The following is a 17219-nucleotide window of genomic DNA, read 5'->3' on the forward strand; positions in this document are numbered from 1 at the left end:
ATCGGAAGGACGTCTCCCCATGACTCCCCTCGCCCAGTCCCACACCCGTGCCCTGCCGGAGGAGCCGCAGGCGCCGGTCTCGCAGGAGGAGGCGGTCCGGGAGCAGCACGGCATGCGCGCCATCGCACTGCGCGCCGGCCTGGCGGCTCTGGCCCTGTCGGTCGCGGTCTCCGGGGCCGCCTATGCCGCTGTGCGAGTGGGGCAGCCCTCTCGGGCCTCTGGTGTCGATGCGGCTGAGCAGCGCGCCGATGGCCTCGACGCTGAGGGCGGTCGCAGCAGGGTCTCGGTCACGCCGAACACTCAGAAAGTGACGACCGAGACGGTTGACGCCGCCGACCCCCACGGAACCGTCCAGCAGGAGAGCGGCGACCTGCCCGAAGGCGAGACCAAGGTGGCCACCGCCGGTGTCGACGGCGTCGTGCGCACCACCTATGAGGTCACCACCGTTGGCGGCAAGGAGGTCTCCCGCACCCCGGTCGCCCAGGTCGTCGTCACCCAGAAGGTGGATGAGGTCGTCCTCGTCGGCACCGGCGCCGCCAAGAAGCAGGAGAGCAAGCAGGACCAGGAGCAGGCCCCCGCGCCCTCGGCGTCGTCGGACTCCTCTGGCGGTTCAGGGGGCTCTGGCAGCTCCGGCGGTTCCGGCGGCTCTGGAAACTCCGGAGGTTCTGGAGGTTCTGGCGGTTCGGCATCCGGCGGGAGCGCGAGCACGAATGACAGTCAGGTCGGGGATGACGTCTGGGGCAAGCTCGCCCAGTGCGAGTCCGGTGGTAATCCGGCGACCAACACCGGCAACGGCTTCTACGGCATGTACCAGTTCACCCTGGAGACCTGGCAGTCCCTGGGCGGAACCGGCTACCCCCACGAGGCCGACGCCGCCACCCAGACCGCCATGGCCAAGAAGCTTCAGGCCCAGGCCGGCTGGGGCCAGTGGCCCGGCTGCGCCGACAAGCTCGGCCTGCACTGAGCGGCCGAAGTCTCCACGGAGGGCACGCACGCTCCGGAACCCGATCATGCAGAGAGCATGCGGCATGTTCTCAGATATCTCACAGTGACAAAAGGCGGGCGCCGGTTACTGTGTCCCCATGACGTTGCCGGCCCCCGATTCACAGGTACCCCCGGCAGGAGCCACCCGCGCCGACGGGCACAACCCTGCAGGAGCCTGTGAGGCCACCTCTGAGACCTTCGCCGATGCCGCCTGCGCGGACCACGCCTGCCCGGACCCTCTCGATCCCCAGGATCACAGCGCCTCCTCGGGCTCCCGGGCCGCCGGCCTCCTGGGTCCCACCGAGGTCCGCGGCCTGTCCCAGGCACTGGGCATCCGCCCCACCAAGACGCTGGGACAGAACTTCGTCCACGACGCCGGCACCGTGCGCCGCATCGTCAGAAGCGCGGGCGTGCGCCCCGACGACACGATCCTGGAGATCGGACCGGGACTGGGCTCCCTGACCCTGGCCCTCCTGGAGACCGGCGCGCGCGTCATCGCCGTCGAGATCGACCCCGTCCTGGCCCGGGCCCTGCCCGTCACCGTCGCCGACCGCATGCCGCAGGCCACCGGCCGCCTCAGCCTCATCGAGGCCGATGCGCTGAGCATCACCGGTCCGCAGTCGCTGGGCGAGGCCGGGCACTCTCCCACCCGCCTCGTGGCGAACCTGCCGTACAACGTGGCCGTCCCCGTCCTGCTCACCGCGCTGGAGGCCCTGCCCAGCCTGGAGAGCGTCACCGTCATGGTCCAGGCGGAGGTCGCCGACCGCCTCGCCGCCGAACCCGGCTCGCGGACCTACGGGGTCCCCAGCGTCAAGGCCGCCTGGTACGCCGCGGCCCGTCGCACGCTGACCATCTCCCGACACGTCTTCTGGCCCGTGCCCAACGTGGACTCCGCCCTCGTCGAGCTCGTACGCCGTCGTCCTCCCGCCACGCGCGCCACCCGTGAGCAGGTCTTCGCCGTGGTCGACGCCGCCTTCGCCCAGCGCCGCAAGACCCTGCGCAAGGCCCTGGCCAAGCTCGCCGGAGGGGCCGACGTCGCCGAGAGCGCCCTGCGCGCCGCCGGCATCGACCCGATGCGGCGCGGCGAGACCCTCGACATCACCGCCTTCGCCGCCCTGGCCGAGGTGCTGCAGCCCGTCGCCGTCGATGAGACCGCTGCGCCAACGCCTCCCACCTCACAGGAGCAGTCATGAGCCATCTGCGTGCCGTTCCCGACGATCCCACCGGTCCGCGCGAGTCCTCTGCGCCGCCCCGCAGCGGCTCGGCCAGCTCGGTGCGCGTCGAGGCCCCGGGCAAGGTCAACCTCTTCCTGTCCGTCGGCGCCCCCGGCGCTGACGGCTATCATCCGCTCACAACGGTCTTCCAGGCGGTCCGCCTCATCGAGACCGTCACCGCCCGCCGACAGTCCGCCCAGGACCACGGCACCGTCACGCTCACTCTCGAGGAGCCCGACGCCGACGTCCCCGTAGACGAGTCCAACCTGGCCGTGCGGGCCGCCACGCTCCTGGCGGAGACCACCGGCATCAGCGAGGGCGTCGACCTCCTGCTGCGCAAGCGCGTCCCCGTCGCCGGTGGAATGGCCGGAGGATCCGCCGACGCCGCCGCCGCCCTCGTGGCGTGCAACGCCCTGTGGGGCACGGGCCTGTCCCTGCCCGAGCTCTCCGCCCTGGCCGCCCGCCTCGGGGCCGACGTCCCCTTCCCCCTGACCGGGGCCACCGCCGTCGGGAGCGGCCGCGGCGACCTCGTCACCCCGATCATGACCCGAGGTTCCTACCACTGGGTCTTCGCCCTGGCCGATGAGGGCCTGTCCACGCCGGCGGTCTTCCAGCGCTTCGACGAGCTGGCCGGTTCCGGAGAACCCGCCGTGCGCGACGTGCCCGAGGCCCTCACCGCGGCCCTGCGCGCCGGCGACGCCCGCGGCCTGGCGGGCTCCCTCCACAACGACCTCCAGGCCGCCGCCCTCGACCTGCGCCCCGAGCTGGGCCAGGTCATCGCCGTGGCCGAGGAGGCCGGGGCCCTGCGCGCCATCGTCTCCGGTTCCGGCCCCACCATCGCCGCCCTGGTCGAGGACCCCGGCAGCGCCCAGTGCGTCTCGCGCGCACTGAAGGCCTCGGGTCTGGTCGCCGGCGTCCTGCGTGCCGACGCCCCCGTGGCCGGCGCCCGGGTGGTGGGCTGATGGCGCACCTGCTCGGCGTGGAGAACCTGCGCCTGACAGTGGGCTCCCGCCTGCTCCTGGACGAGGTCACCCTGGGGCTGGAGGACGGCACCCGCGTCGGAGTCCTGGGCCCCAATGGCGCAGGCAAGTCCACCTTCCTGGCGGCCCTGGCCGGTCGGCGCGAGCCCGACGGCGGTCGCGTCACCCGCACCGGCGGCGTGAGTGTGGCCGTCCTCAGCCAGGCCGACGACCTGCCGCCGGGCGCCACCGTGCGCACCGCCATTCACGGCCAGTCCCCTGAGCACGAATGGGCCTCCGATCCGGCCGTGCGAGACATCCACGCCGGGCTCATCGCCGACCTCGACCTGTCCGCCGACGTCGACACCCTCTCCGGAGGCCAGCGCCGTCGCGTCGCCCTGGCCGCGGTCCTCACCCGCCGCGCCGACATCGTCATCCTCGATGAGCCCACCAACCACCTCGACGTCGAGGGCGTGGACTGGCTCGCCCGCCACCTGCGGGCCCGATTCAACGGCCCCGGCGGACGAGCCTCCGGCGCCCTGGTCACCGTCACCCACGACCGCTGGTTCCTGGACGCCATCTGCACCAATGTGTGGGAGGTCGTCCCCGGCGTCGACCCCGGCGGCGGACGCCCCCAGGTGGCCGGCCGCATCGAGACCTACGACGGCGGGTACGCCGCCTACGTCCTGGCCCGGGCCGAGCGCGCCCGCCAGGCCGCCGTGGCCGCCGTCAAGCGCGAGAACCTCCTGCGCAAGGAGCTGGCCTGGCTGCGCCGCGGCGCCCCCGCCCGCACCTCCAAGCCCCGCTTCCGCATCGAGGCCGCCGAGGCCCTCATCGCCGACGTGCCGCCCCCGCGCGACACCGTGGCCCTGACCGCCATGGCCACGGCCCGACTGGGAAAGAAGGTCCTCGACCTCGAGGACGTCACCGTGCGCTACCCGGCCTCCACCGGCCGGGCCGCCGAGGCTGACAGGGGCGGTGCCCCGGCCGAGCGGGAGGTCCTGCGCCATGTCACCTGGCGGCTGGCCCCGGGTGAGCGGGTCGGCATTGTCGGCGTCAACGGAGCCGGCAAGACCACCCTGCTGCGCCTGCTCGAAGGCGTTCAGGAGCCCACCGAAGGCCGCGTCGTCCGCGGCAAGACCGTCCAGGTGGCCACCCTGTCGCAGTCCACTCACGAGCTCGACGCGCTCGCGGACATGCGTGTCGTCGAGGCCGTGGCCATGGTGGGGGAGCGGGTCTCCGTCGGGGACAAGGAGATGACTGCGGCCCAGCTCGTCGAGCGCCTGGGCTTCACCCGCCAGCGCGCCTGGACCCGGGTGGGTGAGGTCAGCGGCGGGGAGCGCCGTCGCCTCCAGCTCCTGCGCCTGCTCATGACCGAGCCGAACGTGCTCCTGCTCGACGAGCCCACCAACGACCTGGACACCGACACCCTGGCCGCCGTCGAGGACATCCTCGACTCCTTCCCCGGCACCCTCGTGGTCGTCTCCCACGACCGCTACCTCCTGGAGCGGGTGACCGACCACCAGGTCGCGCTGCTGGGGGACGGCAGCGTGCGTGACCTGCCCGGCGGGGTCGAGCAGTACCTCCAGATGCGCCGTGAGGCCATGGGGGCCTCGGGGGGCCCGAGAGCCTCAGCGGGTGCTGCGGTATCCGCGACGACGCGGGCAGCGGGCGAGTCCATGTCTGAGCGCAGCGCCTCGAGCGGGGCCAGGCGTCACGAGGCCCGCAAGGCGCTGGGTCGCATCGAGCGGAAGATGGAGCGCGCTGCTCAGACGCTCGCCGCGCTGCACGCGCGCATGGAGGAGGTCTCAGCCGATCCGAAGCGAGTGGGGGAGCTGGCTGAGCTCGGCCGTGAGCTCGTGGCCGCTGAGGCGACGCACGCCGAGCTGGAGGAGCAGTGGCTCGAGGCGGCGGAGGCGCTGGAGGCCTGAGAGACGACGCTGCCGCCGCGCCCCCGCGGGGGGCCTCATCGGAATGCGGTGGGGAGGGATCGGGGGGGGCTGGGAGAGGGAGGCGGGGACTGGCGCTGAGCGGCGGCGTCGCTGCTCGTGATCGCCGGGACCTTCTGTGCCGTTCAGACGACGGGGGCGACCTGGCGGGCCAGCTCGACGAGATGATCCAGGTTGGGGGCGATGTCCTCGGCGGCGGCGCCCCACAGGCGCATGACCAGGTCCACCGGGACCGTGGGCAGTCCCGCCAGCCTCAGGACGACGACGCCCTGGGTGGGACCGTTGGACTCGTAGAAGGCGGAGAACCCCACCATGTCCGGGCCCGGACGTAGGCGCACCAGCTCGGCCTCGGGCAGGAGTGCGGCGATGATCTGACGCTGAGTGGCGCGGCGTCCCTCCTTGGAACCGTCATCCTTGGCGATCTCCAGGCTGAGGTCGATGACGAAGGGCGGGTGGGCGACGTCGTCGATGTGCATGAGACGGGCGAAGCGGCCCTGACGCTCCATGGCCTGGAGCTCGTTGAGCAGGGACTCCAGCTCGGAGCGCCACTGCGGTCCAGTCACTCCCAGATGGGCGCTGCGGTGCCTGGCCTCCTCCCGTGCCCACCCCGGAGGCGGGAAGGGCGGGATGATCACCCATCGCTGGGGATCAGGAGTGACCGCGATCTGCACTGTGTGTTCCTTCCGAGACCTCGTCCGACTGCGAGGCAGTGGGCTGGGCGCCTACCATGTCTGTCCTATGAGGACCCGAGAGCGACATACGACAATTATGCCTGCATCCGCACGCCGCCGTGTGGTCCGCGTGCTGGTGGATGCGGGGCTCATCATCGCACTCTGTGCCGTCTCGGAGCGCTGCTGTGGAATCTTATTCGCTGTCGGGGCGGTTGTGCTGCTTATTGCTGTGATGACTGCCATGATGGCGATGACAGGCGCCACACCCGGTGGTCTGGTGACGGGGGTCCGCCTCCGGAGGGTGACGGACACGAACAGTCCCCCCGGGCGCTCTGCGGTGATTTACGTCGCATTTTTGGGCCTTTCTTTGGTGGCAACCGCAGGGCTGGCTCCCCTGATCTTGTGGATTCTCTCACTATGGCGTGCTGAACAGCGCACCTGGTTCGACCGGTTGGCCGGGACGGTTCTTCTCAGTGCCAGGCCGACCTCGGTGTCGGCCTGCTCCCTGGTGGTTGAGGGCTCAGTAATCCCAGTTCTGGGGCCGATTGTTCTTGGGCGTCGACCGGCCCCCATCGAGTCCCACCCGGATGCCCAGCTCGTCGCGGTGCTCCGTTCGGAGGACTCCGTGTCCAAGACGCACGCCCTGTTCGTGCCCGCTTCGGATGGGGTGCTCGTCACAGATCTGGGTTCGACGAACGGCACCCACATCGAGGACGAGGAGGGCGTTCATCGACTCTCACCCGGCCGACCGGAGTACGTGCACCGGGGACGCCAGGCATACTTGGGTGACGGTGTCTGTATCGTCCGTTGAGGAGAAAAATGATGACAAACAGCCCGAACAGCAGCGCGAACAACGAGGTCTGGTGGACCGAGGGTTCGTGGACAGGCGTGGTCACGCCACGTGCTGTGATGATCCTGCCCCCGTCGGTGCCGCAGGACCTCACCGAGCGCCTGTGGCGGCTGCTGCGCAGTGAGGAGGCCTCGCTGACGCGCGCCCTGGATGAGCTCGTGATGGGGATGGGCGGACGTCTGGGGGCGATCCCGGACTTCGTGCTCGCCGTCTCGGCGCCCGAGGACGTCTTCCACGTGGCGCTGCGCGGTGCCCCGCAGATGGAGGTCGACGGTAAGGCGCTGGACGCCTCTGCGGTCACCACCTGGTTCGAGACGACGGTGACCGCTCCCAACTCGGTCATCGTCAGCGCGCCCGACGGCGCCGGTCAGGTGCGTCGCCCGGCGGTCGACGCCGTCGTGAGCACCGGCCACCTGGTGCTGCGTGGATCGGAGAAGTCGAGTGGGACCCCGTCCCCCAGCCGTGCATCGTCGAAGGGGTCCGGTGACTCCGACGACGATGACCCTGACCCGGCTGGTTCTGACTACTCCACCACTTCTGCCGGTTCCGCCGGATCCCCAGCTGCTGCGGTGAGGACCTCTCGGTCCTCCCGTCGGGCGTCGCGTCGTGCCTCACGCCGTCAGTCCGCCTCATCGGACCGTTCGGAGCAGGACGACTCGTCTGAAGGGGCGCCTGCCGAGACCGCTGGTTCCCCCGACGTCGTCGACGACCTCATTGAGATCGCGCAGGACAACGCCGAGCAGCAGGCCCTTGACGGTGCCGAGCTCGCCGCGTCCCTCGAGAGCGCTGAGGCCGTTGAAGCCGCCGAGCCCACCGCCGGTGAGTCCGCGGACTCCGCCGAGGACTCCGACGCCTCTGAGGAGCCGGCCCTGATCGCCGACTCCGAGGGACCCGCTGACCTGCTTGCCGTCGTGGCCGGCATCACCGAGGTCACTGAGGCCACCGAGGCGACGCCGTCGCCCGAATCCCCAGAGTCCCCCGAGGCTCCCGTCGCGACTCCGGACGCTCAGGCTCCTGAGGCTGCCGAGGTCGCCACCCAGTCCTCACCGGAGGCTTCCGATGAGGACCTGCTGATCGCCCCCGTCTTCGATATCCCGGCCCTGCCGATCCCCTCCGCTCAGGAGGCAGAGGCCATGATCCCGCCCCCTCCGCCCCCGTCGAGCGAGGATCTTGAGGCTGCTGGTATCAAGGACGCTGCCGCTGAGGTCACCGAGGTCGCCCAGACCCCGGCCGACTTCGTGCCCGTTGAGGCCGCCGAGGCCGCCGTGGTCGCGGAGGCCACTGCTGTTGCCGAGGCCGCCGCGCAGGCGCACGCCGAGGAAGAGCCCGTACGCTCCGGGGACCATGACGGACAGACCATCAACGGCCTGCCTGAGGACCTCTCCCAGGAGCTGCGCGCCGAGCTGCTCAATCAGGGGCTCGGTCCCCTGGAGCCGAGCCAGTCGGCGGAAGCCGCCGAGTCGGCCGGATCCGCGGCTGCGGCCGCGACGGCGGTCGAGCTCGTGCAGCCCTCCGCCGGTGAGCCCATGACCGCGGACCTCGGTCGCGGGGACCACGACGGACAGACCATCAACGGCCTGCCCGAGGACCTGGTCGGCGAGCTCGTCTCCCTCGTGGGGTCCGGGCCCTCCAGCCCGGCGTCCCCTGTCTCGGCGAGCTCTCCCAGTGAACCCGACGCCATCCGGATCGTGTTGTCGGCGGTGTGCCCCCAGGGCCACCCCAACCCCACGAACTACACCGTGTGCCGCGTCTGCGGAGCTGAGCTCAACCGTCCGGCCAAGTCGGTGGCCTGCCCCCCACTGGGGCGCGTGGTCACCTCCGGCGGAGAGAGCATCGAGCTCAACCGTCCCCTCCTGGTGGGTCGCAACCCTGTGGCCGACGACATCACCAGCGTCGCGGAGGTCCCCCTCCGTCCGCTGACCGTCGCCAGCCCCAACCAGCTCGTCTCCCGCAACCACATCCTCATCGACCTGGATGCGTGGAGCGTTCTGGCCCAGGACCTGGGCAACTGCAATGGCACCGTTCTCAACCGCCAGAACGAGGCGCCTGTGCGCCTGTCCTCGGCGAATCCGGTGCTCCTGCGCAGCGGAGACGTCCTCGATCTCGGCGATGGTCAGACCCTCGCCTTTGAGAACCTCCCCTGATGCTGGATCACAAGGGACCGCCTCCGGTCATCTCCGGGTTCACGTACCTGGAGAGACTCGGAGCGGGAGGCTACTCCACGGTCTACCTCTTCGAGCAGCACATGCCCCGCCGCGAGGTCGCGGTCAAGGTCATGAACGCTGACGTCGAGGACAAGACCGCCTCCCGCTTCGAGTCGGAGGCGAACCTCATGGCGCGGGTCTCCTCCCACCCGGCCATCCTGTCCATCTACGGCGCGGGCGTCTCCGCCGACGGCCACCCCTTCCTGGTCATGGAGTACTGCCCGCCGCCGCAGTTGGGCGCCATCTTGCGCCAGGGTCCCCTCAATGTCGCTGAGACCCTGTCGACGGCGATCCAGATCGCCGGAGCGGTGGAGACCGCTCACCGGGCCGGCATCGTCCACCGAGACATCAAGCCCGCCAACATCCTGTTCACCACCTACCGACGTCCGGTGCTCTCGGACTTCGGCATCTCCGCCATGAGCGGTCCGGAGGGATCCGAGGAGCTGCGGGGGATGAGCGTGCCCTGGGCTCCCCCCGAGCAGCTGGTCGGGATGCGCTCGGCCAATCCCGCCTCCGACATCTATTCCCTGGGTGCAACCACCTTCGCGATGCTCACGGGGCGCAGCCCCTTCGAGACCGATGGCATCCCGGACGTCTACGAGCTCTCCCGCCGTATCGTCAAGGATCCCCTGCCGCCGCTGGGGCGTCAGGACGCCCCGCCGTCGTTGCACCGCGTGCTGTCGGTGGCGATGGACAAGAACCCGGACTCGCGCTACCCGACGGCACTGGCCTTCGCCCGGGCGCTCCAGCAGGTCCAGGCCGAGCTCGATCTGCCGATCACGACCGTCGACCTGTTCCAGGAGCCGGACAAGGCCGCGAAGTCCGCCAGGCGCCCCAACCCCGATGAGGCCGACACCGCCACGAAGATGGGGGTCTTCAACCAGGTCGACGTCACCAGCGAGCACATCGCCATGCGGGTGGATCCCGACGGTGACGACAAGGGCTCGTCGTCGGACTCGGAGGCCGGCGAACCTAGCCGCCCGAACCGCATGCGGGCCGTGCTGACCGGTCTGCTGGTCGTAGCCATGGTCGCTGCCGTCGTCGCCGCGATCATCGTCTCCCAGAACCAGGACAAGCGGAAGAAGCCCGGCAACCCCATTGCCACGATCGCCCCGCAGACCGACGCCAACCCCCTGCAGGCCTCGGTGCCCATGGTGGGCGATATCGTGGGTGAGGCGCAGGGCGACGGCACGGTGAAGTTCACCTGGGGCGAGCCGGAGACGGATTGGACCGGCAGCTACCTCTACCGGGTCAAGCTTCCCGATGAGGAGACCGAGGTGGACTCCGTCCGCACCAACGAGGTCGTCGTCGATGCCCAGCCGGCGCGCACCTGCCTGGAGGTCACCGCTGTTCGTTCAGACGGTAAGGCATCCCCGGCCAAGACCGCCTGCGTCGACACCCCCTGAGGTCGCCTCCCGGGAACAGTCGCTCGCAGTCGTGACGGTGTCCGGCGTGTACTGACCGAGGGCCGGGACTACCGGGGAAGGCTGGGAAGTCACTCCGCCCGCAGTGTCACCTTCACCAAACCATGCACCGATGAAAGCCGCGCAGCCGCATCCTCCAGCACCGCGGACGGCGGCACCTGCTCACCTGGAAACGGGGTGACGACAAGATTCCCGTCATCCAGTTTCCAGACGCCGGTGATCCGACCCCCTTGGGTCAGGACGGGGGCGATCCAACCCGCAGCCTTGCTCACCCGCGAGCGATGCTCGCTCGGCAGCATGTGAGTGTCCTTCGTCCCAGGACCAAGGACGAACTGGTCGAACGCTCCTAGGAGGTGGGTGGTGCGGCTGGGCTGAGTGGCCGCGAGCTCGTCCTCATGCTCGGCCAGCAGATATCGTGTCTCATCATCCACCTTCACCTCGACGATCTGCTCGCCAAGACTGGCGAACCAGCCCTTGAGCGTTGACTTCTTGTTGCTGTTGCGTGAGAGCCACGCGTCAAAGGTTTCGGGGGTCGCTGGGCCGTAGGCGGAGAGGTATCGCTCAATGACCGCTGGTGCCGCCTCCTCAGGATCAGGTAGCCCATTCCAGCTCTTCAGAAAACTGGCAGGGTGGGTAAACGTCACCTTCGAAGAACGGTTTGGGCCGTGGCACAGCACACCCTGCCATGCGAGAGGCTTGAGCAGAGCGCCCCACCCGGAGCGCAGCTGTTCTTCCATCCCCTGGAACCGTTTGTCCTGAACCAGTTCGCTCACTAGCTCGTCGCGAGACAGTACCTGACCGTCGAGGAGCTCTGCGACAGTCTCCGTCAGCTGAGCGACGTCCTCCGGTGTAGCGCCGAAGTGCCGTGACCAGGAGGGCTTGGTCCACGTACGAGCGCCGGCCAGCAGTGACAGGTACTCCGCCACGTCCGCAGAACGCATCGCGTGCAGCGTTCCGCGCATTGCCCACGTCTTGACAAGCGAGCGCTCGGAATACGCACGCTTGACCCCGTCAGGTCGCGGGTTGCGTTGCCGTAAGGCGATAGCGGTCTCAGCAGCGGAAGCCACCTGCGCCTGCGTACCGCAGAGCCGTCCGACGATCTCAACAGGACTCGCGTCCGTCAACGGTTCCAGGTAGTGCCTGCGCAGTCGCCATGCGAGCACCTGTTCGGCGGAAACCTCGATCAACGTTGTCCCCTCTCGTCGTTACCGCCAGATTCTAAGCCTCGTCGAGGTCGTGATCCTGTACACCGGGTGGCAGTTCACGCAGCCAGTCGCCGCGTGCCAGCTGCGCGGCTCTTCACAGTTGAGGCGGCACTCCACGTGGATCGGGGCTCTGTCTTGCCTCCTCACTTCTGAGACATGTGAGGGTCATGGCTTCCGAGGTGCTCGCTCGGGCGAGCTCCGCCGACAACCAGAGACAGTGGGGCCCGCACTCCTTGAAGGAAGTGCGGGCCCCAGTGCTTGAGGGGAACCGGTGCCGGACTCAGACGACCTCCACCTTGAAGGCGACGCGGCCGAAGAAGATCGTGCTGCCCTCCAGAGCGGACAGCGCCTTGTCCGGTACGGCCTCGACGGTGCGCCCGTCGCGGTACTCCACCCGAGTCCCGTTGGTGGAGTGCAGGTCGGTGACCCACACCCCGTCGAGCAGCGGGAAGATCGCCGCGTGCGTCTTGGACACCGAGCGCGTGGGGTCATCAAGAGCGACGCGTTCCGCCCCGGGGTAGGCCGAGATGTTGTCGGGGTCGCGGCCCACCACCGTGGGCTCGTGGATGAGAATCGGGTTGCCTCCCAGCAGCGGGACAAGACGCACCGACAGGGCCGGAGCGGCCGAGGAGGCCGATGGGAGCGACGGCGTGGCCGCCTGGGCGCTCGCGCCGGCAACCGGGGTGACCGGGGGCAGGGAGACACCTGCAGGGGCGGAGGTCGACGCGGCAGCCTCCGGCATGCTGCTGGCACTGCGCCGGGACACGCTGGTTCGGGACTGCGTCGACCCCTGAGCGGAGGTGGGGCGCTCGCGACGCGAGGCGCCGGCCTCATCGGCCTGGGCGTCACTGCGGGACTCGTCGGGTGCGGCGTGTCCGTCCGCAGGTGAGGGGATTCCCGGTCCCTGGAAGCGGTGTGAGGCGTGGGACCGGCGCGGAGAGCTCGCCTCCGGGGCGGCCGCGCTCGTCGCGCTGTCGGCGGAGGTCCGAGCGTGGCTGCGGTGACTGCGCACGGTCGGGTGCGTGCTGCCCTCCGAGGATGCCGGCACCCCACCGGGCACCGTGGCGGGGTTGGTCAGGTCCATCGGGGACGTGCGCTGCGGAGGCGTTGAGGCCGCCTCGGGCTGCTGGGGCAGGCCGTCGTCGGAGACGATGGCTCCTTCCGGCAGGGAGTCGACCGTGGCGGCGTCGACCGAGGTGGGAACCGAGGACCAGGGCACCGAGTCGATGAGGGCCTGCGTGTTGCGGTCCCCTGAGGGCAGGATGCTGGAGGTGTCGAAGGTGTGCGCCACCTCCGGGACGGGGCCCGCTCCGGAGGCGAAGCGCTGCCGTTCGGTGGTGAAGAGGCTTTCGCGACGAGGAACGCCGGGCTGTGACACCGACTCTCGCTGATCCTCGGCAGGTGCAGCAGACGAGCCGGAGGTCTTCTTACCGGTGTGACCGGACTGATTCCTCCAGCGCTGGGCGTGGGCGTGTCGTGGTTCCATCGTCTGTGATGTTACGGGTTTTGTGGCTTTCGAGCGCGGGACTTGTGGTGTTGATGTCGCATCTGGCGGCGTGGAGGACTGGGATGCCTCGGAATCGGCCGCAGTTTTGGAGGATTCCGCTGAGGGCTTCTCGGCCTCGTCGCCCTGACCGTCGGCGCCATCCGTGGACTGTGGCGGCGCGTCCTCCACGACGTCGAGCGTAGCGGTATCGCCATCCATCTGCGAGGACAGCCGTGAAGGGGCGCTGTTGGACCCAGAGGACGCGGGCACCGGCCGCTTTTCGACTCGTCCCTCGGTCGACGCGGCAGAGCTCGGCGCGGGTGACGTGGACGGTGCGGTATTGCCCGATGCCGGTTCCCTGGTCCCTACGGGGGCGGTCTGTGCCGTCTCCGCGTCTTCCTGAGCCGGGGAAGCGGCGTCCTCCGGGTCCTTGGGGGCGGTCTTGACGGTGCCCTCCTCCACCGGCCCTGCGGAGGGCCTCGAGGGATCCTCCACCGCCGGTCGTGACGTGACCTGAGTGGCTGCCATCGCGGCGTAGGTCTGGGGGTCCATGGGGGTGGCGGAAGCAGCTGCGACGGCCTCGGCGTCGGTGTCTACGATCGCCGGTCCGGCGGAGGCCGCCGACTTCGCCGAGGAGGACGACGACACGGTCGCCGCCTTGGTGGCCTTGACGCTGGTCCGAGGTGCGGCCGCGGTCGCCGTGGCCGAGTCCGGGCGGGAGACGGTGCGGCTGGACGGACCGGCAGTCAGTGCCCGGCCGGCGTGGCGCGCGGGCCGGCCCGGGCGTGCCGGTCGGGGCCGACGGATCGAGGAGGAGACCGGATCCGACGTCGTCGGGTGCGCGGTCCCCCCGGGAGAGCCGACAATGCCGGCCTCGACGGCGCTCTGGGCGCCCGCAGAGGTGGCTTGCTCGGCGTCCTGCGCCGCCTCCTGACCGGTCCGTGCGCGCGTCGAGCTCGGACGGGAGCCGCGTTTCTTGGCCTGCTTGGACTTCGCCGCCCTACCCGCCTTCTTCTCGGCCTTGCGCTCGGCCCTCTCGGAGTGTCGCCGGCGGGAGGTGGACTCGTCCTGCACCTCGGTGGCCTGGGAGGGCGGTGTCGCGGCGGGCTCCTGGCTCGCGGTGCTCTGCTCGCTGGGCGATGAGGAGAAGGACGCGCGCCTGGCGGCGTCCCACGCCTCACCGATGTCCTGGGAGGAGGACTCCTGCGGTGCCTTGGACGTGGTCGCGGCCCGGGGAGCGGTGGAGGCGGGCTCGGTCACAGGACGCCTCTCCGGCTCGGCCGCTGAGGGAGCCGGCCGGTTGGGGCGCTTGGCCCTGCGGGCATTGAGCAACGCCATCCCGGAGAGCTTGTCGTGCCAGCCGCGCCCCTCGGGGTCGGCGGCCGCCGTGCGCATGAGTGCGATGGTGCCCAGGCCGAGCGTGGTGATGCTGACGGCCAGGATGAGATCGGCGTGGAGGAAGGAGCCCAGCGGTGAGGGGGCCTGGTTGCGGGCCCCCAGCATGCGGATCCTGAGCAGTCGCCCTCCCAGGGACCAGCCGGTGGCGGCGATGGTGAGCCAGCGTGCCCCGACGATCACCCCGAAGGCGATGAGCCCACTGGTCAGGACCGGGCGGCCGCTCACCTGCCAGATGGCCGTGGTCAGGCCCCCTACCAGAAGCGAACCGACGACGAGGTCGATGACCCCGGCAACGACACGCGCCCGCACCGGGGCCGGGGGGAGGCGACGATGCGGAGGGGACGGCGTGTGCGCATCCGGCTCGGCCGCTCCGGGGCTTGAACCCCGGGAGACGGCCGGCTCTGCGCCACCGTGGGAAGCGCCGCCGTGCGGATCACCGGGGGCGGCCGACATCATGCCGTACGGACTGACGACGTCACTCTGCGACGCGTCATCGGGCAGGTGGGAGGACGCTGGTGGGTCCGCAGCGGTCGAGGCGCTGCTACGGGCGTCAGCAGTGATCGTCATGACCGCAACCTCCTGGGTCGACGTGACCGCCTCCCGGCGGGGTGGACAAGGGAGCGCGGGGACAAACGGGCCCATACCCGTCCCAGGCGTGAGCGCTCCGCCCCCATGGAGCGGACGATCGCATCCGAGGAGTCCCACAACTCCCCTAGAGCGTACGACGGCGGCTCCCCGGAGCTGAAGACCTGGGTATCAACTGCTCCGGCGAATCGAGGCAGATCGACCTGCGGGAAGTGAGGAGCCAGCTGCGCGGCCGCCTCACGCCGAGTGGCTCCCCACCCCGGGGAGCGCCCCAGATCGCGGGCCCGGTCGAGGATCTCCTCCCAGGCCCCCAGGGCCTTACCGACGCCGGTGCGTGCGCGCCGTCGACTGCGCCGCCAGGCCTTCCAGCCCAGGATGGAGCCCACGATCGTCGCGATCGCCAGGATGGAGCCGCCGACGGCGATGACCGCGGTCGGCAGACCGCCCTTGTCCTTGTCCTGGGGGTCGTCGCGCTGCGGGTCCTCGTAGTTGGGGGGCAGCTGGGCCGGGTCCTCGTTGGGCAGCGGGGGCTGGAGGACGTTGGGCTCGGGGTTGGAGACCTTCTGAGTGGTCTGCTGCTGGGGAACCTGGTCGCGGTCCGGCGTGACGTCGAAGGACACCCAGCCCAGCCCCTCGAAGGGGATCTCCACCCAGGCCTTGACGTCCTCGCCGGTGACGGTCTTGGCGTCGCCGTCGGTGGCCGGGTCGAAGCCCATGACGACGCGGGCCGGGATGTTGAGTGAGCGGCACATGAGCATCATGAGCACCGAGTACTGCTCGTCGTCGCCGATGAGGGAGTCGGCCTCCACCATGGAGGCGATGCGGGCGGCCCCGTGCCCGGGCTGGGAGGGGCTCTTGGTGCCGTCGGAGTAGTAGCTCGTGCGCAGACGCTGCTGGAGCGCCCGGATTTGAGCGATGGGGTTGGACTCGGCCCCGACGATCTCCTTGGCCAGGGAGGCCACCGACGGCGGCACCTGCTCGATCGGTCCCAGTGAGGTCTGTTCCAGGGACGCCTTGTTGAGAGCGGCCTCGGAGGGCGCCGTGTAGGGGGCGACCCGCTCGGTGAGGACGTCGCCCGTGGCCAGGCCACTGGTGGCGACCCCGGTGGAGGAGAACTTGTCGTAGTACATGCCCTCCCGCAGGGCGGACTGACGCGGCCCGGAGGACTCGATGCGGATCGTCTCGGGCATCGTGGGCACCCAGGGGAAGCTGTAGTCCTCGATGGTCAGGGAGGAGGTCTGCTTGCGTCCGTCGAGCCGGTTGGCCGTCAGCTGGGTCTTGTCACCGATGCGCTCGAAGCGCGACTGGCCGTTCTCGTTCTGACCGATGTGGGCCGACAGGCCGTCGTAGGAGTCCAGGGCGGCGATGCGGATACGCCCGCCCGAGGGCAGGTTGGTGGGCTTCATGAGCCGGGTGTGGGCCTTGTCCGTCTCCAGAGTGCGCACCAGGGACAGCGGGCTGGCGTACTCGGTCAGGTCCAGCGGCGGCTGGAACAGGTCGCGCACCACCGTCCGGGAGGCGGGGGCGGTGGGCGTCAGGACCATGGCGGCCAGGGAGGTGACCAGGAGCAGCACGGCGGCGATGACCGTTCCGCGCAGGGCCGCCCGACCGAGGTCCCCGGTGGAGCGGGCGCTCGTGGCGCCCGAGGTCGTGGAGAAGGAGCTCAGGTCCAGAGCCTCGACGACGTGGCTGCGCCGCTGACGAAGGGACCCGCAGGTCCACAGGGCCAGGATCCCGACGACGAACAGGATGCCCAGCGCAGTGGGACGCACGGCCTCCTGTCCGCCCCAGCCGATGCCGACGGCGGGCAGGCAGACGAGGATCAGGCCGGCCAGGACCTCACGACCAGCCAGGATGAGACGGGTCGCCAGCGCTGAGACCACCAGCCCGGTCATCCACGGCAGCACCGTCATGCCGCTGAAGGAGCTCAGCGGCATCGGCACGGTCAGGGCGTCGCGCCAGACGGTGACCGTGGATCCCAGCACGGTCTTGATCGCCGCCATCCCGGAGCCGACGTCGGTCAGCAGCCAGGGGGCCACCAGGACGTGCACCAGCGCCAGGGCAGCCATGCTCGGCAGCACCGACAGGCGCAGGCGCGAGCAGACCAATGAGGTCAGGGCGCCGATGAGCGCGCCGTAGCCGACGGCGAGGCAGCCGACCACGGAGGCGAAGACCGGCAGGAAGGGGACCGCGCCGATGGCGAGGATCCCGGCCATCAGAACCAGCTCGAGGGCGGCGGCCGCCGGTGTGGGCGGCTTGGCGCCGCGCCGGGGAGGCAGGAAGCGGCGGG

The 17219-nt window shown here is 70.4% G+C and carries 11 protein-coding genes; 7 read left to right on the forward strand and 4 right to left on the reverse strand.

Going from position 1 to position 17219, the window contains the following annotated elements:
* Positions 1–19: 19 nt before the first annotated feature.
* The 4 genes from BKH28_RS13935 to BKH28_RS12440 all read left to right on the forward strand — a co-directional run bounded on the left by BKH28_RS13935 (position 20) and on the right by BKH28_RS12440 (position 5088).
* Positions 20–964 (forward strand): resuscitation-promoting factor, encoded by a 945-nt coding sequence (locus BKH28_RS13935; protein ID WP_075419099.1) that lies wholly within the window; start codon positions 20–22, stop codon positions 962–964.
* Positions 965–1082: 118 nt separating this feature from the next.
* Positions 1083–2177: a 16S rRNA (adenine(1518)-N(6)/adenine(1519)-N(6))-dimethyltransferase RsmA gene (gene rsmA, locus BKH28_RS12430; RefSeq protein WP_075419100.1), complete on the forward strand. Its 1095-nt coding sequence runs from the start codon at positions 1083–1085 to the stop codon at positions 2175–2177.
* Positions 2174–3160 carry a 4-(cytidine 5'-diphospho)-2-C-methyl-D-erythritol kinase gene (locus BKH28_RS12435; RefSeq protein WP_075419101.1) on the forward strand — a complete coding sequence of 329 codons (987 nt, stop codon included), beginning with the start codon at positions 2174–2176 and terminating at the stop codon, positions 3158–3160. Before rsmA ends, BKH28_RS12435 begins: the two co-directional genes overlap by 4 nt.
* Positions 3160–5088, forward strand: coding sequence for an ABC-F family ATP-binding cassette domain-containing protein (locus tag BKH28_RS12440; RefSeq protein WP_075419102.1), 1929 nt, complete (start codon positions 3160–3162; stop codon positions 5086–5088). Before BKH28_RS12435 ends, BKH28_RS12440 begins: the two co-directional genes overlap by 1 nt.
* Positions 5089–5231: 143 nt before the next feature.
* Here BKH28_RS12440 and BKH28_RS12445 read toward each other — a convergent pair whose 3' ends face one another.
* Positions 5232–5777 (reverse strand): hypothetical protein, encoded by a 546-nt coding sequence (locus BKH28_RS12445; RefSeq protein WP_075419103.1) that lies wholly within the window; start codon positions 5775–5777, stop codon positions 5232–5234.
* Positions 5778–5874: 97 nt separating this feature from the next.
* On the opposite strand from BKH28_RS12445, the gene BKH28_RS12450 reads away from it, so the two are divergent.
* The 3 genes from BKH28_RS12450 to BKH28_RS12460 are packed head-to-tail and all read left to right on the forward strand — an operon-like array spanning position 5875 to position 10237.
* Positions 5875–6588, forward strand: a complete 714-nt coding sequence (locus BKH28_RS12450; protein WP_178388891.1) for an FHA domain-containing protein — start codon at positions 5875–5877, stop codon at positions 6586–6588.
* Between the two features lie 8 nt (positions 6589–6596).
* Entirely contained in the window at positions 6597–8771 is a 2175-nt protein-coding gene (locus BKH28_RS12455; protein WP_075419105.1) for an FHA domain-containing protein, read from the forward strand.
* Positions 8771–10237 (forward strand): serine/threonine-protein kinase, encoded by a 1467-nt coding sequence (locus BKH28_RS12460; RefSeq protein ID WP_075419106.1) that lies wholly within the window; start codon positions 8771–8773, stop codon positions 10235–10237. The genes BKH28_RS12455 and BKH28_RS12460 overlap by 1 nt, the downstream gene beginning before the upstream one ends.
* Before the next feature lie 89 nt (positions 10238–10326).
* On the opposite strand, the gene BKH28_RS12465 is transcribed toward BKH28_RS12460, so the two are convergent.
* From BKH28_RS12465 to BKH28_RS12475, 3 genes are all read right to left on the reverse strand, one after another.
* On the reverse strand, positions 10327–11442 hold the full coding sequence (locus BKH28_RS12465) for a winged helix DNA-binding domain-containing protein (protein ID WP_075419107.1): 1116 nt from the start codon (positions 11440–11442) through the stop codon (positions 10327–10329).
* Between the two features lie 298 nt (positions 11443–11740).
* Positions 11741–14911, reverse strand: coding sequence for an RDD family protein (locus BKH28_RS12470; protein ID WP_075419108.1), 3171 nt, complete (start codon positions 14909–14911; stop codon positions 11741–11743).
* The coding region (locus BKH28_RS12475) for a transglutaminase-like domain-containing protein (RefSeq protein WP_075419109.1) at positions 14908–17219 on the reverse strand (2312 nt) is incomplete at its 5' end. The genes BKH28_RS12475 and BKH28_RS12470, both read right to left, overlap by 4 nt.

It is taken from the genome of Actinomyces oris (assembly GCF_001937665.1).
Lineage (GTDB): Bacteria > Actinomycetota > Actinomycetes > Actinomycetales > Actinomycetaceae > Actinomyces > Actinomyces stomatis.

Bases quoted from the DNA above. Each gene is read 5' to 3' on its own strand.
- BKH28_RS13935 (WP_075419099.1), top strand. From the start codon at position 20: ATGACTCCCCTCGCCCAGTCCCACACCCGTGCCCTGCCGGAGGAGCCG.
- BKH28_RS12450 (WP_178388891.1), top strand. From the start codon at position 5,875: ATGCCTGCATCCGCACGCCGCCGTGTGGTCCGCGTGCTGGTGGATGCG.
- BKH28_RS12455 (WP_075419105.1), top strand. From the start codon at position 6,597: ATGATGACAAACAGCCCGAACAGCAGCGCGAACAACGAGGTCTGGTGG.
- BKH28_RS12440 (WP_075419102.1), top strand. From the start codon at position 3,160: ATGGCGCACCTGCTCGGCGTGGAGAACCTGCGCCTGACAGTGGGCTCC.
- BKH28_RS12470 (WP_075419108.1), bottom strand. From the start codon at position 14,911: ATGACGATCACTGCTGACGCCCGTAGCAGCGCCTCGACCGCTGCGGAC.
- BKH28_RS12435 (WP_075419101.1), top strand. From the start codon at position 2,174: ATGAGCCATCTGCGTGCCGTTCCCGACGATCCCACCGGTCCGCGCGAG.
- BKH28_RS12460 (WP_075419106.1), top strand. From the start codon at position 8,771: ATGCTGGATCACAAGGGACCGCCTCCGGTCATCTCCGGGTTCACGTAC.
- rsmA (WP_075419100.1), top strand. From the start codon at position 1,083: ATGACGTTGCCGGCCCCCGATTCACAGGTACCCCCGGCAGGAGCCACC.